Source organism: Shewanella sp. 553, assembly GCF_059338375.1.
This window is the reverse complement of sequence record NZ_CM181701.1, coordinates 1,869,134-1,892,248: the sequence shown is the minus strand read 5'-3', so window position 1 is coordinate 1,892,248 and position 23,115 is coordinate 1,869,134. Positions and strand designations below refer to the sequence as shown.

Sequence of the window (23,115 nt, the reverse complement as noted above, 5' to 3'; positions counted from 1 at the left end):
CATGAGCTCAAATAAGTTATTTCAAATCAGTCGAGCCTGCTACCTAGCACTACTGTTATTGATGACCGCATGGTTTGGTAATCAAGGGCTAAGTGGCGAATATTCGCTTATTTTTAGCCTGTTATGGATTTTGCCCCTGCTGGCACCATTAAAAGGGATCTTAAGCGGCGATCCCTACACATACGCTTGGGGCAGTTTTATTATCTGTCTCTATATGCTGCATGGATTAACCTTACTGTATGTAACCGACACGGCCTTTGTGTTTGCCGCGATTGAAGTGCTGCTACTGGCGATACTACTGGTAACATTGCCATTTTATGCGCGTATTCGAGGCCGTGAACTGGGATTAGGATTAAAAAAGAAAAACAAGCAGTGATTGAATATCTTAACTGACTCATCAGCAACCTGTATCACTAAAAATAGCCCTATGATTACCCCATAGGGCTATTTTTTATGCGAACTAATGAGTAATAAACAATGCCATTACAATTAAATAAGCGTCCTATTTGCTGATAAGCCCATAATTGATGCAGCAATACGTGCTTAGATTAGAGGCTTATGTCAGGCTTTAAACAGCTACCTAATAATTTACTTCAATTACCTATTACGACTATCAGTATCACTATCAGCGGGCTTAGACTTAGCTTCTGTGACCTTTTTCCCTTTAAACTCATCGGCCACATTAGCATCACTTAGGGCCTCGACAGATAACAAGCTTATCAACTCAATGCCAACAGGTAAGTCGGTGATCGCCTCGGTAATAAGCTTCACTTTACCCTCTTGCAGATAGATAAGCGGCAATGCCATGTCTGCGTAACGACGTTTAAAATCGGCAAAGGTGAAGTTATCGGTAATGCTGGTTACCTTGATCATGCCGCCTTTTGCCATGGTTGTGGCTAAACGTGTATAGGATACCGACTCACCAAATAAACATAAGCGCTGCCGATAAGATTCTGACAGCTTATGCCGGGCACTATTGCCTTCATTATTATTTAATCCGAACACTTTATCTTTACCCAGTACATCTTGGTAATGAAAGGTCACTAATGGATTTAACTGCCGATAAGGTGATAGCACTAATAAGCGACCCACACCGCTCATATCAATTGCATTTTCAGCATGCTCAGACGCGGGATTACCAAAATAAACCGGAATATTATCCATACGCGATAATCGAATGTTATCCCAGTTATTATCGGCCAGGATCACAGGCACATTCTTACTCAACAAGACTTTTGCAAGGGCTCTAGCAAACTTTGAGGCACCAAAAATAAGTAAACCTTGTGACGAGCCTGATTTCACCCCTAAAAAACGCGCCCAACGGCTGGCCGTGAGACTTTGGGCCACCACAGTGCCAATAATAATAAGAAACACCAGCGGCACTATCTGTTCGGCGCCGGGTAAGCCTTGGTTTTCCAGTTTAATGGCAAACAAGGATGATACCGCAGCGGCAACAATACCGCGTGGCGCCACCCAACTTAAAAACCATTTATCAGCTCTAGCTAAAGAACTGCCAATGCCACAACACCAAACGCTAACGGGCCGCGCGATAAACATTACCACACACAATAATGCGATTCCTTGCCAGCCCAAATTCAGCAGTGCTTGCGAGTCTAGGCGCGCCGCCAGTAAGATAAACAGGCCCGAAATAAATAACACTGTGAGGGTTTCTTTAAATTCAATAATATCGTCAATATCGACGCCGCGCATATTAGCCAGCCAAATCCCCATCACAGTAACAGTCAGCAGGCCCGACTCCTCCTGTAACAGATTGGATAACACAAACACACCCAGCATAATCGTTAACACGGCAGTATTTTTCAGATAATGTGGCACAAGGGCACGCCGTATCACAATACCAATGGCGTAGCCTGTACACGCTCCCAAGCCGATACCAATACCTAACATATAGACTAAAGAGTGAAGCACATGGGTAGTCGGCTCGGCTGCTACTGCAATGTATTCAAACACCAACACCGCCAGTAAAGCCCCGATGGGATCGATGACTATGCCTTCCCAACGTAAGATACTGGCTAATTGCGCTTTAGGCTTGATACTGCGGAGCATGGGCACAATTACAGTTGGGCCCGTTACGACCACTAAGGCGCCAAATAACATCGACAACTCCCAGCTGAATCCCATGATGAAATGGGTCGCACAACCTATGATGGCCCAAGTGATCAAAGTGCCAATGCTGACAAGATTGGTTACCATGCGGCCATGTTCACGGATCTCGGAAAAGTTAAGAGTGAGCGCCCCTTCAAATAAAATAACCGCCACCCCAAGGGAGATGATAGGAAACAACAGATCGCCAAAAACTACATCGGGATCGAGAATACCAAAGGCCGGCCCCACCAGAAGACCACACAGCAATAGCGGTAAAATAGCAGGTAAACGAAGTTTCCAGCCTAACCATTGGCAAAGGATGGATAACGCACCGACCAGTCCCAGCATGGCAGTGATCTGCTCAACCATTGATATGTCCTTTGATATAAACAAAAATTACACTCTATAGCATGCGTGACACATGCATACTTGTCGATTTTTTAATACCGCCCTTTTTCCAGCGCATAGCCACAACAAGTATTATCATCTCTCATCATGACAATAACAGAACCGATATAAGTTGGTATGCAATAGAAAAACCATAAGAAGAATACCCGTGCAGTCAGCTCGGCAGAAGTGCGATTAACAGGAATGGATATTAAAAAAGACATTAAAAAAGCCCTAGCATGGCTGCTAGGGCTTTTTTAATTTGGCGGAGCGGACGGGACTCGAACCCGCGACCCCCGGCGTGACAGGCCGGTATTCTAACCAACTGAACTACCGCTCCAAAAGGTCATGTAATGTTAAACTTACTAATACTACATTTAAAATTAGGCACTTGATTGGCGGAGCGGACGGGACTCGAACCCGCGACCCCCGGCGTGACAGGCCGGTATTCTAACCAACTGAACTACCGCTCCACATCAAGTTGCGATGCATATTACTGAGGCGATAAACCCCCGTCAATCATTTTTTAAAAAAAGCGATTTGATTAGTTAAAAATTCATCAACTTAAGCTAAAGCGATTACTTTCTGTCTTATTCCTAGGCAGATCTTCTGGCATAGAGAGGTCTATCTCATCTAACGTTGGGCCTACCTCTTGACTGCGTTGTTGATCTAACCGCGCTGCGGCCACAGCCATTGCACGATGTAGATTTTGTCGTTTACGCCAAACCACTAAAGCGATAAGGCCAACTACCAATAAGGTGCCGTTAATGGTCATTATCCAAAATAAAGCAGCATCTTTAGCTTTTGCTTCAGCTATTGCGGCTTTTTTGGCGGCAATAACCGCTAACTCTTCTGGCGTTGGCGGCGGCGCTGGCGGCGGCACTAAATTAAAAAATTGCTCTGGCAGTTTAAGCACCACTTCACGCCCATTTTGCGTAGTGGAAACTACCGAGCCCGTAATTCGATAACTGCCAAACTCGGTGATTGTAGGTAGTTGCAGCTCAAAGGGGGTTACTGTGATGCTGGGCAACGGCAAATTTATCCGCAGCCCAGCCGGGCCAACAAGTTCAAACTCGAAATGGGTGTTCTCTAACGCTAATTGGCTATCATCGACCGACAGTTGTAACTGCCAACGGCCATTTAAATGATCATCGGGCTCAATGATCTGCAAGGTCACTGGCATCGGTGATAACATAAAGTCGCGACGAAACTCGCGGCTAAAAATAGTGTTTTCTGCCGTCACTTGAAAACTGTAATGGCCCCAGGGGTAAGTTAGATTGATCTCGCTGGTAAACACCCCATCATCGGGTTGCTCATCAAATTGCTCGCCATTATCTTTATAGCTGCCCACTATTAAGGTGCCTTCAGCAAAATTAGCATCGCCTGGGCGATGTTCACTGACAAAACGTACCGTCCAATTGACGAGATAATCAAGCCCAGGCATGCGTAAGCGCTGCTCATCGCCCATCAATTTGGCGACCACTTTAAGGCGCTCTCCTTGATAAACCGGCTGTGGTAATGGCTGAACATCGATATTCAGCTTGGAGACTTGCTCAACCATTGAGCCCTTTGCCACCTGCCCTAACAGTTGCCATGGGCCGGGCATGGGATCTTTGATGGTGATGATGTCGCCACTTAACCCATCGGCCCATTTAACAGACTCAGGATGACGCGATTGATACCATTTCGAGCCATCGGGTAGCACCACAATCACAGGCGAACTGCCGTAATCCCGTTGAATAAACAAGGTTACCTCATCGACCATATGATCAATTCGAAAGCGATTTTTTAATGCTTTGGCATAAGTTGCATCGACCACTTGTGCGCTTACATTGACACTCGCTAAACCTAGCATCAATATCACACTGATGGATGTTAACCATTTTTTCATAAAGTGACGCTTATCCTCGCCAAATACATTGCCCTGACTTCGCAACTAAATCTAACCTTTGTTCATGCATAGTTAGTTCATCGGCCGCAGCAGCGATCACTTTAAGTTTTGTACGATTAGGTGCTAAACGCTGAATACCACCGCCCTCTTGACCAGGCTTTTCATTGGACAATTCAAACTTAGTTTGCCCACCCGTCATGATGAGGTAGACATCGGCCAAAATTTCAGCATCGAGTAATGCGCCATGGAGATCGCGGCGCGAGTTATCTATGCCGTAGCGTTTACATAACGCATCTAGGTTATTTTTTTGCCCAGGGTGTAAAAATTTAGCCAGTTCAAGGGAGTCGAGGATCTGACAAATATCACTGGTCTTGGGCCCCTTTGGCTGTAATAGCGAAAACTCATGATCCATAAAGCTAACGTCGAAGTTTGCGTTATGTGCCACAATTTCAGCGCCAGCAATAAAGTCGATAAAGGACTGTGATATTTGGGCAAATACGGGTTTGTTGGCGACAAATTCATTGGTGATGCCGTGAACGGCTATCGCCTCTTCATCAATCGCCTGCATCGGATTGATATATTCATGATAGTGGCGACCTGTGAGCTTGCGGTTAATCACCTCAACACAACCAATTTCAATAATACGATGACCAAAATAAATGGCCCCAGCACCTTGGTTCATACCGGTAGTTTCGGTATCGAGAATAACTTGGCGCTTTGCGCTAGAGATAAGATTCATGTTTACGACCGCTTTTATCTAAAAATTTTGGGTATACTGCCCAGATTATTCGCTATGGTAGCAACTTGATGACTGGACTGAAACAACTGTTAATCTTCACCGATGGATCTTGCTTAGGAAATCCCGGCCCTGGTGGTTATGGCGTGGTGATGAAATATAAGGCACAGGTGAAAGAACTCGCCGAGGGTTTTGCCCTCACCACCAATAATCGTATGGAGCTGCTAGCGCCGATCATCGCCCTAGAAGCACTGCATGAGCCATGCAATATTATCTTAACCAGTGACAGCCAGTATATGCGCCAAGGGATCACCCAATGGATCCACGGCTGGAAAAAACGCGGTTGGCTCACAGCCAGTAAACAACCGGTAAAGAATATCGATTTGTGGCAACGCCTCGACACGGCCACTCAATCTCACCAGATTGAGTGGCGTTGGGTAAAGGGCCACACTGGCCACCGAGAAAATGAGCGCTGCGACACATTGGCGCGTCAAGCAGCCGAAGCCAAACCCACACAAGTCGATAAAGGTTATATCGACAGCACCGAGTGATCGGCAACCGTTATCAGGGAGCGATATTTAAGAATCGCTGGCTAAAATGATCAAAGGCATCACAAAGGGCACTGGGGTTACGGCTCTTGTGACGAATACGGTAAAACTGCCGTGCTAGGCTTAAGCCGTTAACTTCAATCACTGCTAGCTCTTTACGATTTAACTCTTTCTCTAGCGTCAGCTCAGACAATACCGCAAGGCCTGCACCTTGCCTAACCGCTTGCTTAATCGCATCTGGAGTAGAAAAACTGAATTTTTCAATCGGCTGCAGATCGAGCATATTCGCCGCATTAATAAAATAATCGCGGGTGCCCGAGCCTGACTCACGCATCACCCAATGCTGGCCTCGCAGCTGCGAGGGATCTACCTGCAACCCTGCCAGAGGATGCCCTGGATGACAAAATACCAAGAGTTTATCTTTATGCCACGCCTCAACCTTAATACGACTGTCTAAACATTGCCCCTCGATAAAACCAACTTCAGCGCTGAACTCCAATACTGCTTTAATCACCGCTTGGGTATTGGTGATATTGAGATCCACCATAGATGAGGTAAATTGCTGACAAAAAGCAACCGCACTTTTCGCCAAGAGATAATTACCAATGGTGGAGCTGGCAGCCACATTTAAGGTACCGCTTAAAGAGGCTTCGGGTGATGAAAACAGTTGTTCAATTTGTTCTACTTTTTGTAGGGCTTCAGTCGCTAACGGCAACAACAAACTGCCTTGTGCATTAAGGCGTAACCGATTTCCTACCCGTTCAAACAGACGTGTATCGAGCTGTTTTTCCAACTCAGCTAGTGCCATTGAGGTCGCAGGAGCCGATAAATTAACGAGCTCAGCCGCTCTAGCGACTTGACCACTGCGTGCAACTGCCTCAAAAATCATCAGTTGCTTTAGGGTGATTCTCATTTATTCACTCTTTATTATTGCCATCAAGCCGCAACGGGCTATTACGACCAGCGGTGGGCGCCGCCGACCAATTGGGTTGCCGCACCCGCTGGCGGTCGACGATTGGGGTTAATGGGGTTTCTAGTTTACGTGCCACTAAAATATATACGGCTCCGCTGCCTGGCAGCCAGGCTTGCAGAGCATGCTGCCAAATACTTTCATCTTTGATATCTGTCATCAAGTGGTGATAGGCAAGTCGCTCATCGCCGACCACTTGGTAACCGAGTAGTCCAAGCCAGTCTTTGACCCGCGCAGGGGTAAAAAATCGACCACACCAAGGGAGACGCTCTTGATATCGGGGCAGTATTTTACCCAAAATGGCTGGACTTAACGGATTAAAGCCAACAATAAACAGGTAGCCACCTGAAATTAACACCCTATCGGTTTCGCGAAGCACACTATAGGGGTTGGTTTCAAAATCGAGTAAAAAGCTGCATATCGCCGCATCAATGACCCCATTTTGGATTGGCAGCTCACTGTAATGACCAGCAAGCGACGCTTCGCCCTCTGGTGCCATAGCAAATGTCTTGCCAATTGGTAAATTGGGTTTATCTAATGCGGCGCTGAGAGGGCCAAGATTGAGCAAGTGGTAACCAAAGACTTTAGGCCACCATGGTGCCAGCTTATCTTCAATAGCTTCTTGCAGCCATTGACCATTAGGCAGATCTTGCCATCGCTGTGGTTTGCAGGCCGTTATGAACACAATAGGCTCCCGTTTTGCTACAAGTGATATCAATAGAATGAGTTTTTGACGATTTGATTCAATGCTATTTTTATAAAATCAATATCTTGTATTAAATCGTTAAAGGGCTATACACGCAATAGCTTTGCTTATTAAACTACTTCATTAAGCTGACACATTTTTGAGGCAAACATCATTATGATTTCTGTTATTCCCATTTTAGCCTTTAACGACAACTATATTTGGTTAATCAAATCTCCAGACTCACGCAATTGCTATGTGGTAGACCCAGGTGATGCGCAGCCTGTTATCACTTACTTAGCCGAGAACCAACTTGAGTTAACGGGTATTTTAATCACGCATCATCACCATGATCACACTGGTGGTATTACTCAGTTGCAGCAACACTTTAACCAGATGCTGAAGGTTTATGGCCCCGCAAGCGAAAACATCGAGGGTATTACAGACAAGCTCACTCAAGACACTAGTGCTATCACCTTAGAGGGCATCGATACCCCAGTGGCGATTTTTCACCTACCGGGCCACACTTTAGGGCATATTGCCTACCATATAGGCTCGCACCTGTTCTGCGGCGACACCCTGTTTAGTGGTGGTTGTGGCAGGTTATTTGAAGGCACACCTGAGCAGATGCTGAGTTCGTTGACCTTACTCAGTGAGCTCGACGGTGACACGTTAGTTTATCCGGCCCATGAGTATACATTGGCCAACTTACGCTTTGCTTTGGCGGTCGACCCTAGTAATAGTGCACTAAAGACCTACATGGAGCAGGCGCAGCAATATCGAGCAGTTAATCGCCCGACACTGCCCACCACTATCGGCCATGAGAACGCAATTAATCCCTTTTTACGGGCTGATGCTCCTAAGATACAACAATCTCTAACCGCACAATTTCAACAACCTATCCCTGATAAAACCACCAGTTTCACGCTTCTTAGGCAATGGAAAGACAATTTCTAGGAAATCATTTACAATAGCGCGCTAATTTAGTCCCCTTTCTCATCCGAGGTACGATACTGGGACATATCTGTAAGGAATAATGTTTAATGCGCTTACCACTTGTCCTGATGGCGGCAGGGTTTTCCCTGCTTGCTGGTTGTCAGCACTTAACCGTACAACCCGTAACACCGCTACCATCACAGGTCGAAACGCCTGTCACCCCAGAGGTCAAACCCACTGAGCAGCAACCTGAGCCGGTGGTGATAACCGATGTATGGCAACGCATCCGCTTAGGGCTCAGCATGCCTGTGCCCGACCAAAAACTGGTTAAGCAATATCGTGATTGGTATATCAAGCATCCACAACACCTAGCTCGCGTCTCTGAGCGTGCTGAACCCTTTATGTACTTGATTGTTGAGGAAATTGAAAAGCGTAATTTACCTATAGAGCTGGCCTTATTACCGATAGTTGAAAGCGCGTTTGACCCCTTTGCCTACTCCCATGGGGCTGCATCTGGCCTATGGCAATTCACCTCGCCAATGGCGAAGTACTTTGGCTTAGAGATGAACTGGTGGTATGACGGTCGTCGTGATGTGCCAGCTGCCACCACTGCGGCACTCGATATGATGGAATACCTGTACCAAAAGACCCATCAAAATTGGTTATACGCCATTGCGGCCTATAACACGGGTGAAGGCCGAGTACTCAATGCCATCAAGCGCAACCAACGTAAAGGGATATCGAGTGACTTCTGGTCTCTGGATTTACCACGTGAAACCGAGCGTTATGTACCACAGCTAATTGCCCTTGCCGATGTCATTAACAATGCAGAAGCGTACGGTATTGAACTGCATCCGATCCCGAATCAACCACAACTTAAAGTGGTCGATATAGGCAGTCAAATCGACTTGGCACTCGCGGCTAAAATGGCCGATATGACCCTTAATCAACTGCACTCGCTTAACCCGGGTTTCAATCAATGGGCCACCGCGCCGCAAGGTCCACACAAATTAGTGTTACCCATTGATAAAGCTGAAGCATTTGAAATGGTGCTTGGCCAAAGCGCTGCCGCTGATCGCCTAACGTGGAAACGTTATAAGATCAAATCAGGCGACAGCCTAGGTACCATCGCTGAGCGCTTTAATACGACTTCAGCAGCACTGCGCGCCGTTAATGACATGCAAAGCAATACGATTATCGCTGGCAAGCACTTGCTGATCCCGGTTGCGGCGAAAGATCCTTCGCAATATCTATTATCGGCAGATCAACGCCTGCAACAACAGCAATCTCGCAGCGGTAAAGGGGTCAAACTTAATTACACCGTCAAACCCGGCGACTCTTTTTGGAAAATAGCCAAAGACCATAAGGTTAATGTATCGAGCCTTGCTAAATGGAATGCAATGGCACCAAAAGATCCCTTGAAATTGGGTAAAACCTTAGTCATTTGGCAAAAAAATAACAAGAGCAGCATTACTCGTACCGTTAATTACACCGTACGCAGGGGTGACTCTCTGGCTAAAATCGCCGCAAAGTTTAAGGTACAGGTCAACCAACTAGTGCAGTGGAATAACCTATCTGAGAAAAAATATTTGCAGCCAGGGCAAAAATTAACCGTGCATGTTGATGTCACCCGCTCCAGAGTCTAAACATAAAAACCATCTATACAAAAAAGCGATGCCTTAGGCATCGCTTTTTATTATCAATCAGTTAGTTCGTTATTCGCGTATCACTAACCTTTACTCACCGAAGCGATAACAACCTCTAATTTACACATCGCTGTCTCAACGTGGCAAAGGCGCAATAATATCTGCCAATACAACTTGACTCGACTCCGTCGCCACTCCGGCATAGCGAGCGACCAACTTGGCATCTTCAGGGAATGTTGCTAAGTCCGCCGCCGGGATGATGAAACTTGCCTTAACCTGCTGATTTGGTGCAATAATTACATCTCTTAACGCCTGAGTAAACATCATCTCATTCGACCATGCCCATAAGCGTTTGCCCTTGGCATTGATAACCCACAGATCCGCTGTCATTCCTGAACGATATTGAATTGGCACGCCGTACTGATGAGGGTTGCTCACGGTTAACAACACCTTTAAACCTTTATCAGTGGCTAAAGAAGTTAGCTCACCTTTAAATAAGCTTTGCTGGGTCATTTCAGGCTCCGTTGGTTGCCCATGACTTGGGGCTGCGTCACCCGTTTGGCCTTTTACCATAGCAAGAGTGTTCGCTTGCCTCTCTATAGGCGCATCCGATGTTTGAGTCATTTTAGTGATAGGCTCAGAGGTGCTACTTTCAGGCGATTGAGAGCAGCCGACCGACACAAGTAACAAGGGCAATAACAAGATTGATTTCACTAAAAACCTCCGAACTTTTTCAATAATTCATCTTTGAGCTTATCTTTCGCTTTATCGGTTTCTTGCTTTAATTTGGCATCAAACAAGGCAGCCGTATCGAGCTTGAACTCGGGCTCAGTCATGGTTCCGGTTATCGCAAAAGGAATTTCAACACCATACAGTGCATCTCGCTCATTGCCACCTTGCCCTTCTAGTGAGCCCACCACAGAAGTCGTTAACTTATAATCTAGCCCTTGAGTAATAATGTTGGCATTGCCTTGACCACTGAGGCGAATAAGTGGTGATGCCATCGCCAGATCGGGATTATTAACCACCCCTTTTGCCACTGAGAAACTTCCCGTTAAGCTCGTAAAGTCGGTTTTTTTCTCGCCGGTGGATGTGGCATTAAGATCGCCACTTAATTTTGCTTTGGCATCACGTAACATCTGCGGGATATTGACACCGTAAAGGGCTCCATCGGTCACACTAAATTGACCCTTTGCTAGAAGGTTTCGTTTAATATTGTCACTAATTAAACTGTTACCGCTACCCGATACACTTAAATTAGTGGTACCAGCTAACAGATCAACCTCTGCTGCGTCGGTTAACAATGGCCGCACTTGCACGCCAGTCACCTTAGTATCAAAACGATAGCTGGCCACCGCTTGACGTCCATCGAGACGGGCCGAAGTGGTCAAAGAGCCCTGATAAAGGTCTGCCGACAGCTGATTAACATCTAATATGCCATCTTTTATCGCCAGCTTCATTAACCAATTATTCGTGGTCAAATTATTCGCTACAATCGATTTAATACTTAATTCCAAGGCAAGATTAACCGCCTTTAGCCCAGTCAGATCTGGCTCTTGTTGCTTAGCTGAAGGTTGAGACTGCTCAGTCGCCTTACCTGCTTCATTCTTGGGCAATAAGTGATCTAAATTAACATCACCAAAAGCCAGTGCCGCAATCACATTAGGCACTGGCGCACCATAATTGATATCAAATTTACCCGTAGCAGTAATTGAGTCTATCGCCATGTGCTCTAATGTCAGCGTTGCGCGTTTGTCCTGCGTATTCACCGCCACTTGCGTCATTAAATTGATTGACATAGCTTGGTTAGGGATCCCTGCACCTTTGATGCTATTGTTGATCGCAAAATCACTTAAGCTAATTTGCTTTAGATCCTCAGACACTTTCAACTTACCCGTACCTTCGCTAAGCAGTTCCATCTCAGGCATACTCGCTGCAAACTTATACGACAAATCAGCTAACTGCCCTAAAGAGAATACCCCTAAATTAAGCTCTTCCAAAGCCAATACTTGAACCTTACCGCTTGCCTCGTCAAACAGATTTATCTGAGCATTAGTAATTGCGATACCACCAATATTAAGACTGCTTAATTGCACATTGGCTGGTACTTGCTCAGTATCGACTTGGGTTGTTTGCGCCTTTTCAGGAGAGGTTAAACCATCAAAACTACTGCGACCATCTTTGTAGGTGTCAAGGTTAACCGTTAGTCCATCTAAGTTAAGTTGTGCAATATTCACCTCTTTACTTAACAAGGGTAATAGCGCGACCTCGGCCACAATACCATCAATATTGACCATGGTTGGGTTGTTAAACCCTTGTGGATTTGACAAGGTAATATCGCCAAGTGAAATGCCGATAGCCGGAAAAAATGTCCAACTTAGATCTTGGTTAATGGATAAATCTCGTCCAGTTTGTTTTTTGACGGCATCTACAATTTGGGGTTTAAAGTCATTAGGGTCGAATATGACGATTAAATATAGGGCGAGTAAAACAAACAATGAAACGACAGCAAGCAGCAACCATTTAATAAATTTCATAACAGGTTCCATCTGGTGAATAAATCGATAGCAATACGCTTAAGATTATAGTGGCAATTGCAGTGTTCTTGACGACACGGCAATCCCATTATCATCGGCGTAAAGCATCATGCCTGGTTTAATTATAACGCGGTCTATCTCTAACGGAACATTAACATCTCCAAGGTCACGCTTATCGGTTTTTATCGGGTTAGCCCCTAATGCTTGGATCCCTATTGGCATCAGTTTAAGTGCAGCGACATCACGAACATAACCATTAATAACAATACCACTCCAGCCATTATCCACTGCACTCTGGGCTATCATATCGCCTAGTAACGCGCGTCTTGTCGATGCGCCACCATCAACAACCAATATTTTTCCCTCACCGGGCTGGGCTAATATCTGTTTCACTTTTGAGTTATCTTCAAAACACTTAACGGTAACCACCTCTCCCCAAAATATCGACTTCTGACCAAATTGGCGATAATGAGGTGAAAGTAAAGATAAGTCGGACTCGTAAAGATCAAAAAGATCAGGTAATAGGTCAAGCATACGCGCCTCCATGCATCAACAAAAAGAATAGATTACTATAGCAAGGCAAATTTAAAATGAACATGAGATAAATTTGCAATTAAGTAGTTTTAGAATATCTATTATCCATCTATAATTAGACAAAATCTTCATCAGGTTCAATCTGCACCACATATTTAAGTCGTTAACGTGGTGCTAAGAGCCGTATTGACTATATTCATTCCACATCAACCTATTTGAGATAATATGACTGATAATTTTGACCTACAAGATGCCATCTCCGCGCTCGATGAATACGGCTATGAAAAGAAACAAACCAGTGGATTAGAGAATGCTCGCAATGCGAGCCAAATGGAAACGTACCTCAAATCACTTAATTATAATTTACGTCGATTAACCACATTACAAACTGTGGTCAACAAGCTAGTTGACGAAGAGCAATATAAACAAGCGCAGAAAGAGAACATTCAAACCTATAAAACCAAGATTATTAATTTATCACGTCAATATAACCTCTCATTTGATGAAGTGATTGAGATAATGCGTCAACATGAAGGCTAACATAGTCTTTCATTAGCAGATTATAGACACGCCACTGCTGTAGACACAAAAAACTTTTAAAACAGAGGTTTATAAGAGAAATCTAATTCACTTAATATTGCTATTCATGATCAGACGCTTAATTATGGAACGATTATCGAATATTAGGATAGCATTTATTATGACACAATTAATAGACGACTTCTAAGCTAGACCGCCCATCCTCCGTCAGCGATGAGAGCAACTTGAACTCGTTAGCCTTTTTATGTGCACCGCCACTGTTTACTAGATTACGCGTGTCTAAGTAAGTTTTTCAGTAGCAGCTTCCACTTTCCAGCCCCCCCCCACAAATATACTTATCGATTTAAGTCAATCAGGCTCACAACAAGCTGAAGCGCTTAAGCCAATAATTTTCCAATTTAGTTAAATGCTTACTACACTCAAGTTGGTATTGCTGCACACCTTGTACAATGGCTTGGCTAACGCCCAGTCAAACACAAGTCGATGAATTGCTAAATCATAATCATTATAATGAAGGATAAAATCGCGATATGAAATCCATAGGGATCATTATAATCTTAGCATTAATGGTAGGACTTACCCTATCGTTTTTGTTGCCCGAACGGTTTTCATCATCTCAATCGACACAACCCATCCGTATCGCCATATCAATCACACCTTTAAGTGCCCCTTTGATTATTGCCAAGCAGCAAGGTTTTTTTAAGCGTCATAATGTTCAAGTGCAACTAGTTCCCTTACCCGGCGGCCACCTGTGTTTTAACGCCATGATACGCGACGACGTTGATTTAGCCACCAGCTCTGAATCTGTGGTCATGTTTAATAGTTTTACTCGCCAAGACTTTCGATTATTAGCCAGTTTTGCCGAATCCGATAATGATCTTAAGTTACTGACTTTGCGTGACCGACATCAGCCAAATATCAATCAACTTACTCACCGCAAAATCGGTGTTGTGAAAGCCAGTGCCAGTGAGTTTTTTACCGATTCATTATTGATAGTGACAGGGCAAGAGGATATAAATTTTGAAAAAGTGTATCTGTCACCACAAGCATTAGGCCCTGCACTGGTAGCCAAAGAGGTCGATGCTATTGCCGTGTGGGAACCTTATGGTTACCGACTAGTAGAGCAAGCTGGCGATGAGATATATCAATATCCAAGTAAAGGCACCTATAACTTGTCGTTTAATTTAATCAGTAATGAGGTCAACAGTTCACTGCACTACACACAACATGTAAAGATTCTACAAGCGCTCAATGAAGCGCAAGAGTATATTGCCCATTCACCTGTACTTGCCAAAAAAATCGTCAGTGATTACCTCAATATGCCCATGGCCGCAGTTGAATGGTCATGGAACGACAATATCTTTCGATTATCGTTAAACAATTCATTACTCTCCATGTTGCAAACACAAGCACGTTGGGCGGTTGCCAGTGGTGCAGTGACTAAACAACCCTTGCCTGACTTTAGATTATATCTTGACGATTCTGCACTGATTACAGCCATCACTCACTAGGAAACTTGTCGTAAAATGATGATAACAACAAGATTGAAGTCAATGTTAATCTTAAGTTTATGCTTAACCACCCTTATTATTATTGTATTTGCTGGCTTAAAATTATTGCAACAACAGAGCCTAGAGCAGCTGACTTACATCATTGAACTCGACGAATCGGTTGATGTATTACGCAGTCGCTTGTGGGTATTACAAGAGTTTCAAGATAATGATGCCTTAGTACAAACCGAATCGGCATTATCCAATATCAACAAAAAACTGGCCCTAGATGAATTAATGCAAGCCGAGACCCAAATCTACATGATAAATCTACGCAGAATGGTCGACAATTTAACCGCACTGCTGTCCATTGCCAGCAACGACATTATCTCGCAGCCTGATCAAGGAATAACCTCAACCAATGGCATGCTCACAGCCCGCTTTAATATCACTATCCAGACCATGAGTGAAGAGTTGACCAAGCTGCAACGTCAATTACTCGACCAATCATCTCAGCAGCAAGCCTTGATTCTTCTTATCGCAGTGATTGTATTACTGATAGGCTCAGTGGTATTAGTGTTATTAACCATCTCAACGCTTAATAGTTTTAATCAAAGCATACTGCGTTTAACGGCCGGCATTGTTCGCTTGACGCAAGGAGACCTAGGAAACGAAATTAAAGTTAACAGTAAAAATGAGTTAGCAACGGTCACTCAACAATTTAACACCATGAGCAAACGGCTCTTGGAAACCACCGTCAAAAAAGATGCACTACAACAAGAAGTTGATGAGCAAACCAAGCAACTCACATTACAAACACAGCGATTAAAGTATGTTGCCGAACATGATGACTTAACGGGACTCTACTCACGCAGTGCATTTGAACGCCAAATAGACACCGCCTTAGCAAGATGTCAACGTACCCACTCTTTGGCGGCGATGCTGTTTATCGACTTAGATAAATTTAAGCAAGTGAACGATACCCTGGGTCATGATGTAGGCGATCGAGTATTAATCACTATCGCTAACCGTTTACAGCATACCTTAAGAAGTTCAGATATTTGTGGCCGATTAGGCGGTGATGAGTTTGTCGTATGGCTTGAACCCATCAATGGGATTGACGAGATAAAGATGGTCACCGAAAAAATTATTGACCATCTATCACCTACTATCATAGATCACGAAGTGGACATCAATTTAACCATAAGTATCGGCATTGCCGTATATCCAAGTGATGATGTCGCTCGTTTAACCTTAATCAAAATCGCCGATGAAAATATGTATGCAGCCAAAAAAGTCGCGGGGAATAGCTTTTGTTTTAGCCGATTAATCAGTGAAAAACGGTCTAACCTTCAGCTTGAATAATCAGATTAAATTGCTTTAGCCGTTAACAAGGTTAACAACCCTAGGTCCGAAGGCGTTTTATCAAGCGTTGCCAATTTATTCTGACTAAGAGTAAAACACCAAACAGAATGAGATAGATACTCGGCTCGATCACTTCAGACTTCACCGACCAATAAAAATGAATCGGCGCTAATATCGCAATCAAATAAATCCCATTATGCAAGGTTTGCCAGCGGCGGCCCATTTTTCGTTTCAAACGATTAACCGAGGTAATGGCCAATAACAACAGTAATATATATCCGCTTGCACCCACCAAAATATAAGGTCGCTTAACTACTTCACTGGCGAGTAATGTCCACTCAAACAGTAAATCTAAACTGATAAATGCGCTGATGTGTAACGTGGCATAGGCAAACACATACAGCCCTAATAAACGACGAGTCTGAATTAATAATCCAAGCTTAAACCGCTTAGCAATAGGGCTGACTAATAACACCGCCAGCAGCGAGTTTAATGCCCCCATCCCGGTAAAATGAATAATATATTCCACAGGATCGCCACCAGCATGACCCACTAATACCGCCCACACCAAATACCCCATAGGTGATAGAGCCAATAAATGAAACAAAGACTTAATTGCAAACAAATGGCTGGCTTTTAATCTCAACAAACGACACTCCAAGGATGATATAGCGGCAAACAGCGAGTCAATTTAACAGGCTTGCCAAGCCATCACAGTCACATGACCAACAACCGCCATCGAAGGGCTAAGCGACAAGGTAACTAAACTACCCACTACAAACTACAAAGTTAATAGTACTGTTTTAAATCCATATTTTTATAGAGATGGGCGACCTGCTCGCCATAGCCATTAAAAGGTAATGTCGCGATCCGCGTCGCCGAGAAGAGACCACCTTCTCCGATCCGCCGCTCAGTGGCTTGAGACCACCTAGGATGATCGACAGCAGGATTCACATTGGCAAAGAACCCATATTCATGGGAAGCCAGCTGATTCCAACTGGTTGGCGGTTGTTTATCCATCACGCGAATACGCACTACAGACTTAATGCTTTTAAAACCATATTTCCACGGCACCACCAAACGTATGGGCGCGCCATTTTGCGCCGGTAACGTTTTGCCATATAGCCCAACCGCCATAAAGGCGAGTTCATTCATCGCTTCATCTAAACGTAACCCTTCGACATAAGGGTAATGAATGCCCCCACCCATTAAACGACTGCGTTGTCCCGGCATTTGATCAGGATCGAACAAGGTTTCAAACGCCACATGGGTCGCCCCAGCCTTGACCCCAGCCTTTTTCAGCAATGCCCCAAGCGAGAATCCTACCCAAGGGATCACCATAGACCAAGCTTCAACACAACGAAGCCGGTAAATACGCTCCTCTAACGGTAACAAGCGCGTCAAATCATCCAGATCAAGCGTCAAAGGCGTATCGACTAACCCCTCAATTTTCAACACCCAAGGATCGACTTTAAACCCTTGAGCATTATCAATAGGATCGGTTTTACTGGTACCGAATTCATAAAAGTTATTATGTGAAATCACTTTCTGCTCAGGGGTTAATATCTCTCCTTGGCCAAACGCGGCGTTTGGGCTGAAACTCAGCGGGCGAATCACAAAAGGGGTCGATGATTTTGTTTCTCCGAACAGGTCAAAAATCCCCGCCTGCACCTGTCCAGGAATACTGGCGCCTATCGCGCCAAGGCCCAGCGCTTTAATAATATTACGTCTATCGTTAAACACCGCCTCGGGTGTTACATGAGCTGCTTTTTCATTCCAGCTTGGGCTAGCTGAACCTTTAGTTGTTTTATTTATCGCCACAAGAAACCTCACCAATATACTTGTTGATATCCATTAGATAGAGATACGCGCAAAAAAATTTCAATTAAACATATTTAACCACTAATTGTTAATCATTTAACCGCAGCATACTTGAACCACACAGCCGCTCATGAGAGGCTTATGCCATCGATAAAGACAGGTCTCCCTTATGCCAACAGCTATTCCACTCACTTTACCCGAACTCATTGTTTTAGCAGCAGTAGCATTCTTATCACTATTGATTGGCGCCTTACTCAATCAAAAGTTAACTCGCAATAAATGGCAGTCAGTAAAACAGCAGTTAATTGATGAACACGCCCAAGAGATGCAGCACCGTCAGCTTGAGCTCGAGTTTATGCAAACCAGTCTCGACGATAAACAAGATCAATACCAAGCATTACAGCAAAAGTTAGACCATCAACTCAGCTTACTGGGTATGAGTCAAGCACAGGTCCAGCGCGCTAACGAACTGGAAGGACAGTTGCAACATGCTCAACGAAAACAGCTTGAAACCCAGCTTGCATTATCCAAAGCCAATGCGATGCAGCAAACTCTCACGGTGAAATTTGAAACCGAACAAAAGGCACTCGAAGACAAGATAGCTCACCTAGATCAATCAGAAGCGCGGTTGACGCAACAGTTTGAGAATTTAGCTAACAAAATTTTTGATGCTAAATCGCAAAACTTGCAAAACCAAAGTGAGCAACACCTATCAAATGTACTTTCTCCGTTTAAGCAGCAGCTTGAAGGATTTAGAAAGCAAGTCCAAGAATCCTATACGGTTGAACAGGCTGAGCGCAGTGCTTTTAATCATCAACTGGAATCGTTAAAAGCCCTTAATCTACAGATGAGTCAAGATGCTATTAATCTGACTAAAGCCTTAAAAGGCGATAACAAACAGCAAGGGAATTGGGGCGAAGTGATCCTAGAACGGGTACTACAGGAAAGCGGCCTACGTGAAGGGCACGAATATGAGACTCAACAAGATCTTAAAAACGAACGAGGCCAGCGATTTAAGCCAGATGTGATCGTGCACCTACCGGAAAACAAGGATGTGGTGATCGATGCAAAAATGTCCCTCGTGGCATATGAGCGCTACTTCAATAGCGATGATGAGCTGACTAAAGCTGCCGCGATAAAAGAGCATTGCAACTCGATTAGAAATCATATCAAGGGACTCAGTCAAAAGGACTATCAACAGCTCCACGGATTAACAAGCCTAGATTATGTGCTAATGTTTATTCCACTGGAGCCTGCATTTTTACTCGCATTAGAACATGAGCCAAGTCTTATCAACTATGCTTTAGACAATAATATTATGTTAGTCAGCCCGACCAATTTACTGGTTGCCCTGCGTACCATTAATAATATTTGGCGCTATGAGTATCAAAACCAAAATGCACAACGTATCGCTAAGCAAGCAGGCAAAATATACGATAAATTATGTGGTTATCTTGAAGATATGGAACGTATTGGCCGAAGTATAGAGTCTCTAGACAAGAGCTATAACAACGCCATGGGTAAACTCAGTACTGGCAAAGGTAACTTGATCAGGCAAGCCCACCAAATGCAGCAACTGGGCGTAACTACCTCAAAACAGCTCGATAGCCAGCTACTTGATCAAGCACTTGACGAACATTTAAGGGCGCCTCATGCAGAAATGCAGCTGAATTAATCTAACATCACGGTGGTCATCCACAAGGTGCAGCGTGACGGAATTAAATAACGGCGGTATAAGCCCTTAGGTTACGCAGAAAATATCAGCATAACGACTTGCTTTATCAAAATGGATGATTTATTTGTGATAAAAGTCATTAACATATTGAAGGGATCACCTCGATTCTGTCTACGTCACTATTCATATGTTGCTGGTTATCTTGCACTTGCCGCCGCGCTGCTCAGCGCGGTGGCTCATAGCACTACATTTTCGCCCCAACAGCAACAATACCTCGATGCTAGGGCTGCATTGTCAAAAGGTAATACAGAAGCTTATCTCGCCCTTAGGCAAGAGTTAGAAGGGTATCCCCTGACCCCTTATTTAGACTTTCATGCCAAGCTAGGCGATATACTGGAGTTACCAGCAGATCAAGCACTGAGGCAACTCAAGCGGTTTAAAGATACACCACTGTACGCGACGGCCCGTTACCGTTATTTACTGGCAGCAGGCCAAGATAAACGTTGGCAGGACTTTCTGAAAGTCTCACCCACAACACCACGTGATGTGGCTCTGCAATGCTATTTTTATCGCGCTAACTTGGCTCGACAACAATCTAAAACGGCTTATCAGGGTGCGCAGCAGTTATGGCTCTATGGTCAATCTCGTCCTAAAGCCTGCGACCCACTGTTTCATGCGTGGGAAAAAGCCGGCTATCGCACCCAAGCGTTAGTCTGGTCACGCATGTTACTCGCCTTCAATAGTGGTCAATATAGTTTGCTGCGCTACTTAGCCTCTAAGGTCCATAATCAAACCCAAGCGAAACAACTCTTGGCGGTGTATAAAGATCCGCAGCGTCTGCGCCACACTCAAAAATTTATGGCGTCAGCGCCGATTAATGCCGACATCGTCGATGCTGGATTACGCCGCTTAGCCAAACAAGATCTGCAGCAAAGCGTCAAATTATACGTCACTTACCAGCAAGCCGGTCGCTTCAGTGAGCATCAAGGACGTAAACTTAGTCATTATTTGGTGAGACGCGCCCTAATTACCCAAAATGTTGATCTGCAACCTTTTGTCGATAACCTGCTGCCGTTAATTGACCGTGACGATCTTAAAGAGCTGCGTTTACGCTGGGCGATCCGAGCTAAGGATCAGCAAAATATCGACAACTACCTACCTCGTTTAAGTAGCGCTAAACAAGCCAAATCCCGTTGGCAATTTTGGGCCGCTAAACGTGCACTTAGCCAAGATGAAAAAGCGGCTAATACACTCTTATCGACCTTAAGTCAGGAGCGAAATTTTTATGGTTTCAGCGCGGCTTATTTACTCAACACTCAAGTGCAGTTGCAACACCAGGCGACCGTTTTTGATGCCACTTTAGCCGCCACATTAGCCAATGACCCAGGGCTTGCGCGCGTGACGGAGTTATTAGCCTTAGATAAAGCCATCGATGCTCGGGCCGAATGGGTGTTACTACTTGGCAGGCACGATAAACCCTTGCAGGCGCAATACGCATTACTGGCACAGCAAAACCAGTGGCATGATTTAGTGGTACAAGCGACCATTCAAGGCAAACTATGGAACGACATGACGCTGCGTTTTCCGTTTGCTGCAAACCGCGCTTTTGACATCGCTAGCCAACAAACGAAAGTTGATATTGACGATTTAAGAGCCATCGCACGGCGAGAATCCGCTTTTTACCCTTATGCCACCTCGGGTGTCGGAGCCCGAGGCTTGATGCAACTCATGCCTGCAACGGCTAAAGAAACCGCCAATAAAAGTGGCCTCAAATACCGAGGTAAAAAAAGCCTCTATGACGTCCAATTTAACACCCAGCTGGGAAGCCGATATTATGCTAGCCTACTGGAGCGCTTCGATAATAACCGTGTACTGGCGACTGCGGCGTATAACGCAGGGCCCCACCGAGTGACGCGCTGGCTCGAAGAGAGTAATGGCCAACTGGATGTTATCGCCTTTATAGAGTCCATTCCGTTTCGCGAAACCCGTGAATACGTTCAAGCGGTGCTGAGTTATCGAGTGATATACCAAGTCAAACAGGACAAACCTGTCGACCTGTTTTCGGCGCAAGAATGGCAGTTCAAATATTAACTCACCCAAATATGAAACCCGCCAAAAACTCAATCAGCACTGAGCCATCACGGCACAGCCAGTGCGGAGCCTTTCACCTATACAAGTCTCATAGCCTTGAGTTAAGCAGTTGTCATTCCCTCCTTTGGTGAGTATGGTTAAACGTATCTATAAAATGTATAGACGACTGACCTAGATGGCTTTTTAGTGGCTGCTATGAAGTTACCAAGATTAGGTTACCATTGAGGCTAAAAAGGACTGATATGGCTCATCCCACCATTGCATCATTATTAACCCAACTGGAACGGGTGTTACTGGGTAAACCACAACAGATCAAATTGGCATTAGCCTGCATTTTGGCCAAAGGTCATCTATTGATAGAAGATCTACCTGGCATGGGGAAAACCAGCCTATCTCAGGGACTCGCTCAAAGTTTGGGCTTGAGTCATCAGCGGGTGCAATTTACCAGTGACATGTTGCCAGCCGACATTATTGGCGTATCGATTTTCGATAAAGAACAGTCGCAATTTGTATTCCATCCCGGGCCGATTTTCAAACAGATGATCCTCGCCGATGAAATCAATCGCGCCAGCCCTAAAACCCAAAGTGCGCTGCTCGAAGCCATGGCCGAACATCAGGTAACAGTCGATGGCATGACTCACCCACTACCCAAGCCATTTTTTGTGATCGCCACGCAAAACCCGAGCGAGCAATCGGGCACCTTTCCCTTACCAGAATCACAACTCGATCGCTTCATGATGCGCCTTACCATTGGCTACCCGAGCGCGGCGGCAGAACTTGCGATGCTTAAGAGCGAGGATTCATCACCGCAAAGTGCGCCATTGCCGCAATGCATCGATCCTGTCACCCTAAGCGCCTTGCAGCAAGAGGTCAGTACGGTCAGCGCCTCCGATGCGTTATTGCAGTATATTTTGGCTCTGGTCGATGGGTCACGTCAGTTACATGAAGGTTACGGGCTGTCGCCGCGAGCCAGTAAAGCCCTATTGAGCGCCGCCAAAGCATGGGCTTTTATTGCCGGGCGACGCTATATCGTCCCCGAAGATGTACAAGCGGTATTTGCCTCAGTGGCAGAGCATCGCCTGCGTCACACCAGCCAGCAACAAGGTGAGGCACTATCGCAAAAATTGCTTAGCAGCACGAACCCCATACGCTAATCC

The 23,115-nt window shown here is 45.0% G+C and carries 20 protein-coding genes and 2 tRNA genes; 10 read left to right on the top strand and 12 right to left on the bottom strand.

All coding sequences use genetic code 11. From position 1 onward, the window contains the following. Window position 1: 1 nt before the first annotated feature. Window positions 2-376 carry a DUF2069 domain-containing protein gene (locus tag AC5YBZ_RS08550; protein ID WP_494519175.1) on the top strand — a complete coding sequence of 125 codons (375 nt, stop codon included), beginning with the start codon at window positions 2-4 and terminating at the stop codon, window positions 374-376. 221 nt (window positions 377-597) lie between these two features. Here the strand turns inward: AC5YBZ_RS08550 and AC5YBZ_RS08545 are convergent, their stop codons facing one another. The 5 genes from AC5YBZ_RS08545 to dnaQ all read right to left on the bottom strand — a co-directional run bounded on the left by AC5YBZ_RS08545 (window position 598) and on the right by dnaQ (window position 5,123). Next, the gene (locus AC5YBZ_RS08545) at window positions 598-2,475 is read right to left on the bottom strand and encodes a cation:proton antiporter (RefSeq protein ID WP_494519176.1); all 1,878 of its coding nucleotides are present in this window, start codon (window positions 2,473-2,475) and stop codon (window positions 598-600) included. 281 nt (window positions 2,476-2,756) lie between these two features. Beyond that, window positions 2,757-2,833: transfer RNA gene (locus AC5YBZ_RS08540), tRNA-Asp, on the bottom strand. A gap of 56 nt (window positions 2,834-2,889) precedes the next feature. Then, window positions 2,890-2,966: transfer RNA gene (locus AC5YBZ_RS08535), tRNA-Asp, on the bottom strand. Between the two features lie 86 nt (window positions 2,967-3,052). Beyond that, on the bottom strand, window positions 3,053-4,384 hold the full coding sequence (locus AC5YBZ_RS08530) for a TIGR03503 family protein (RefSeq protein WP_494519177.1): 1,332 nt from the start codon (window positions 4,382-4,384) through the stop codon (window positions 3,053-3,055). A 10-nt stretch (window positions 4,385-4,394) separates the two neighbouring features. Beyond that, complete coding sequence (gene dnaQ, locus AC5YBZ_RS08525; protein WP_494519178.1) at window positions 4,395-5,123, bottom strand: DNA polymerase III subunit epsilon; 729 nt, start codon at window positions 5,121-5,123, stop codon at window positions 4,395-4,397. Window positions 5,124-5,191: 68 nt separating this feature from the next. Here dnaQ and rnhA point away from each other — a divergent pair, with 68 nt between their 5' ends. Then, window positions 5,192-5,671: a ribonuclease HI gene (rnhA, locus tag AC5YBZ_RS08520; RefSeq protein WP_494519179.1), complete on the top strand. Its 480-nt coding sequence runs from the start codon at window positions 5,192-5,194 to the stop codon at window positions 5,669-5,671. Between the two features lie 13 nt (window positions 5,672-5,684). Here rnhA and AC5YBZ_RS08515 read toward each other — a convergent pair whose 3' ends face one another. Beyond that, complete coding sequence (locus AC5YBZ_RS08515; protein WP_494543682.1) at window positions 5,685-6,581, bottom strand: LysR substrate-binding domain-containing protein; 897 nt, start codon at window positions 6,579-6,581, stop codon at window positions 5,685-5,687. A 4-nt stretch (window positions 6,582-6,585) separates the two neighbouring features. After that, complete coding sequence (locus tag AC5YBZ_RS08510; protein ID WP_494543713.1) at window positions 6,586-7,317, bottom strand: methyltransferase domain-containing protein; 732 nt, start codon at window positions 7,315-7,317, stop codon at window positions 6,586-6,588. A gap of 183 nt (window positions 7,318-7,500) precedes the next feature. On the opposite strand from AC5YBZ_RS08510, the gene gloB reads away from it, so the two are divergent. Both gloB and AC5YBZ_RS08500 read left to right on the top strand, forming a co-directional pair. Next, window positions 7,501-8,280 (top strand): hydroxyacylglutathione hydrolase, encoded by a 780-nt coding sequence (gloB, locus tag AC5YBZ_RS08505; protein ID WP_494543681.1) that lies wholly within the window; start codon window positions 7,501-7,503, stop codon window positions 8,278-8,280. Window positions 8,281-8,366: 86 nt separating this feature from the next. After that, entirely contained in the window at window positions 8,367-9,905 is a 1,539-nt protein-coding gene (locus tag AC5YBZ_RS08500; protein WP_494524756.1) for a lytic transglycosylase, read from the top strand. 135 nt (window positions 9,906-10,040) lie between these two features. On the opposite strand, the gene AC5YBZ_RS08495 is transcribed toward AC5YBZ_RS08500, so the two are convergent. The 3 genes from AC5YBZ_RS08495 to AC5YBZ_RS08485 are packed head-to-tail and all read right to left on the bottom strand — an operon-like array spanning window position 10,041 to window position 12,976. Beyond that, on the bottom strand, window positions 10,041-10,619 hold the full coding sequence (locus AC5YBZ_RS08495; RefSeq protein ID WP_494519183.1) for a BsuPI-related putative proteinase inhibitor: 579 nt from the start codon (window positions 10,617-10,619) through the stop codon (window positions 10,041-10,043). Next, window positions 10,619-12,442 carry an AsmA family protein gene (locus AC5YBZ_RS08490; RefSeq protein ID WP_494543680.1) on the bottom strand — a complete coding sequence of 608 codons (1,824 nt, stop codon included), beginning with the start codon at window positions 12,440-12,442 and terminating at the stop codon, window positions 10,619-10,621. The genes AC5YBZ_RS08495 and AC5YBZ_RS08490 overlap by 1 nt, the downstream gene beginning before the upstream one ends. A 45-nt stretch (window positions 12,443-12,487) precedes the next feature. Then, on the bottom strand, window positions 12,488-12,976 hold the full coding sequence (locus AC5YBZ_RS08485; RefSeq protein ID WP_494519185.1) for a putative 4-hydroxy-4-methyl-2-oxoglutarate aldolase: 489 nt from the start codon (window positions 12,974-12,976) through the stop codon (window positions 12,488-12,490). 225 nt (window positions 12,977-13,201) lie between these two features. Between AC5YBZ_RS08485 and AC5YBZ_RS08480 the strand changes: the two genes are divergently transcribed. From AC5YBZ_RS08480 to AC5YBZ_RS08470, 3 genes are all read left to right on the top strand, one after another. Further along, window positions 13,202-13,516 carry a hypothetical protein gene (locus tag AC5YBZ_RS08480; protein ID WP_494519186.1) on the top strand — a complete coding sequence of 105 codons (315 nt, stop codon included), beginning with the start codon at window positions 13,202-13,204 and terminating at the stop codon, window positions 13,514-13,516. 530 nt (window positions 13,517-14,046) lie between these two features. Then, on the top strand, window positions 14,047-15,027 hold the full coding sequence (locus tag AC5YBZ_RS08475) for an ABC transporter substrate-binding protein (protein WP_494543679.1): 981 nt from the start codon (window positions 14,047-14,049) through the stop codon (window positions 15,025-15,027). 42 nt (window positions 15,028-15,069) lie between these two features. Further along, window positions 15,070-16,371 carry a diguanylate cyclase domain-containing protein gene (locus AC5YBZ_RS08470; protein WP_494519188.1) on the top strand — a complete coding sequence of 434 codons (1,302 nt, stop codon included), beginning with the start codon at window positions 15,070-15,072 and terminating at the stop codon, window positions 16,369-16,371. A 40-nt stretch (window positions 16,372-16,411) separates the two neighbouring features. Here the strand turns inward: AC5YBZ_RS08470 and msrQ are convergent, their stop codons facing one another. Continuing rightward, window positions 16,412-17,020, bottom strand: a complete 609-nt coding sequence (msrQ, locus tag AC5YBZ_RS08465) for a protein-methionine-sulfoxide reductase heme-binding subunit MsrQ (protein WP_494519189.1) — start codon at window positions 17,018-17,020, stop codon at window positions 16,412-16,414. Window positions 17,021-17,160: 140 nt separating this feature from the next. Beyond that, a complete protein-coding gene (gene msrP, locus AC5YBZ_RS08460; protein ID WP_494519190.1) occupies window positions 17,161-18,192 on the bottom strand; it encodes a protein-methionine-sulfoxide reductase catalytic subunit MsrP in 1,032 nt (343 codons plus the stop codon). 169 nt (window positions 18,193-18,361) lie between these two features. On the opposite strand from msrP, the gene rmuC reads away from it, so the two are divergent. The 3 genes from rmuC (at window position 18,362) to AC5YBZ_RS08445 (ending at window position 23,112) form a co-directional block, all read left to right on the top strand. Further along, on the top strand, window positions 18,362-19,867 hold the full coding sequence (gene rmuC / locus AC5YBZ_RS08455) for a DNA recombination protein RmuC (protein WP_494543678.1): 1,506 nt from the start codon (window positions 18,362-18,364) through the stop codon (window positions 19,865-19,867). A 129-nt stretch (window positions 19,868-19,996) separates the two neighbouring features. Further along, window positions 19,997-21,958 carry a transglycosylase SLT domain-containing protein gene (locus tag AC5YBZ_RS08450; protein WP_494521623.1) on the top strand — a complete coding sequence of 654 codons (1,962 nt, stop codon included), beginning with the start codon at window positions 19,997-19,999 and terminating at the stop codon, window positions 21,956-21,958. Between the two features lie 242 nt (window positions 21,959-22,200). Continuing rightward, window positions 22,201-23,112 carry an AAA family ATPase gene (locus AC5YBZ_RS08445; RefSeq protein WP_494519192.1) on the top strand — a complete coding sequence of 304 codons (912 nt, stop codon included), beginning with the start codon at window positions 22,201-22,203 and terminating at the stop codon, window positions 23,110-23,112. Window positions 23,113-23,115 lie beyond the last annotated feature (3 nt).

What these genes read in the sequence shown, in the direction of transcription:
- AC5YBZ_RS08550 (WP_494519175.1), top strand. Translation starts at nt 2, where the DNA reads ATGAGCTCAAATAAGTTATTTCAAATCAGTCGAGCCTGCTACCTAGCA.
- AC5YBZ_RS08545 (WP_494519176.1), bottom strand. Translation starts at nt 2,475, where the DNA reads ATGGTTGAGCAGATCACTGCCATGCTGGGACTGGTCGGTGCGTTATCC.
- AC5YBZ_RS08530 (WP_494519177.1), bottom strand. Translation starts at nt 4,384, where the DNA reads ATGAAAAAATGGTTAACATCCATCAGTGTGATATTGATGCTAGGTTTA.
- dnaQ (WP_494519178.1), bottom strand. Translation starts at nt 5,123, where the DNA reads ATGAATCTTATCTCTAGCGCAAAGCGCCAAGTTATTCTCGATACCGAA.
- rnhA (WP_494519179.1), top strand. Translation starts at nt 5,192, where the DNA reads ATGACTGGACTGAAACAACTGTTAATCTTCACCGATGGATCTTGCTTA.
- AC5YBZ_RS08515 (WP_494543682.1), bottom strand. Translation starts at nt 6,581, where the DNA reads ATGAGAATCACCCTAAAGCAACTGATGATTTTTGAGGCAGTTGCACGC.
- gloB (WP_494543681.1), top strand. Translation starts at nt 7,501, where the DNA reads ATGATTTCTGTTATTCCCATTTTAGCCTTTAACGACAACTATATTTGG.
- AC5YBZ_RS08500 (WP_494524756.1), top strand. Translation starts at nt 8,367, where the DNA reads ATGCGCTTACCACTTGTCCTGATGGCGGCAGGGTTTTCCCTGCTTGCT.
- AC5YBZ_RS08490 (WP_494543680.1), bottom strand. Translation starts at nt 12,442, where the DNA reads ATGAAATTTATTAAATGGTTGCTGCTTGCTGTCGTTTCATTGTTTGTT.
- AC5YBZ_RS08485 (WP_494519185.1), bottom strand. Translation starts at nt 12,976, where the DNA reads ATGCTTGACCTATTACCTGATCTTTTTGATCTTTACGAGTCCGACTTA.
- AC5YBZ_RS08480 (WP_494519186.1), top strand. Translation starts at nt 13,202, where the DNA reads ATGACTGATAATTTTGACCTACAAGATGCCATCTCCGCGCTCGATGAA.
- AC5YBZ_RS08475 (WP_494543679.1), top strand. Translation starts at nt 14,047, where the DNA reads ATGAAATCCATAGGGATCATTATAATCTTAGCATTAATGGTAGGACTT.
- AC5YBZ_RS08470 (WP_494519188.1), top strand. Translation starts at nt 15,070, where the DNA reads ATGTTAATCTTAAGTTTATGCTTAACCACCCTTATTATTATTGTATTT.
- rmuC (WP_494543678.1), top strand. Translation starts at nt 18,362, where the DNA reads ATGCCAACAGCTATTCCACTCACTTTACCCGAACTCATTGTTTTAGCA.
- AC5YBZ_RS08445 (WP_494519192.1), top strand. Translation starts at nt 22,201, where the DNA reads ATGGCTCATCCCACCATTGCATCATTATTAACCCAACTGGAACGGGTG.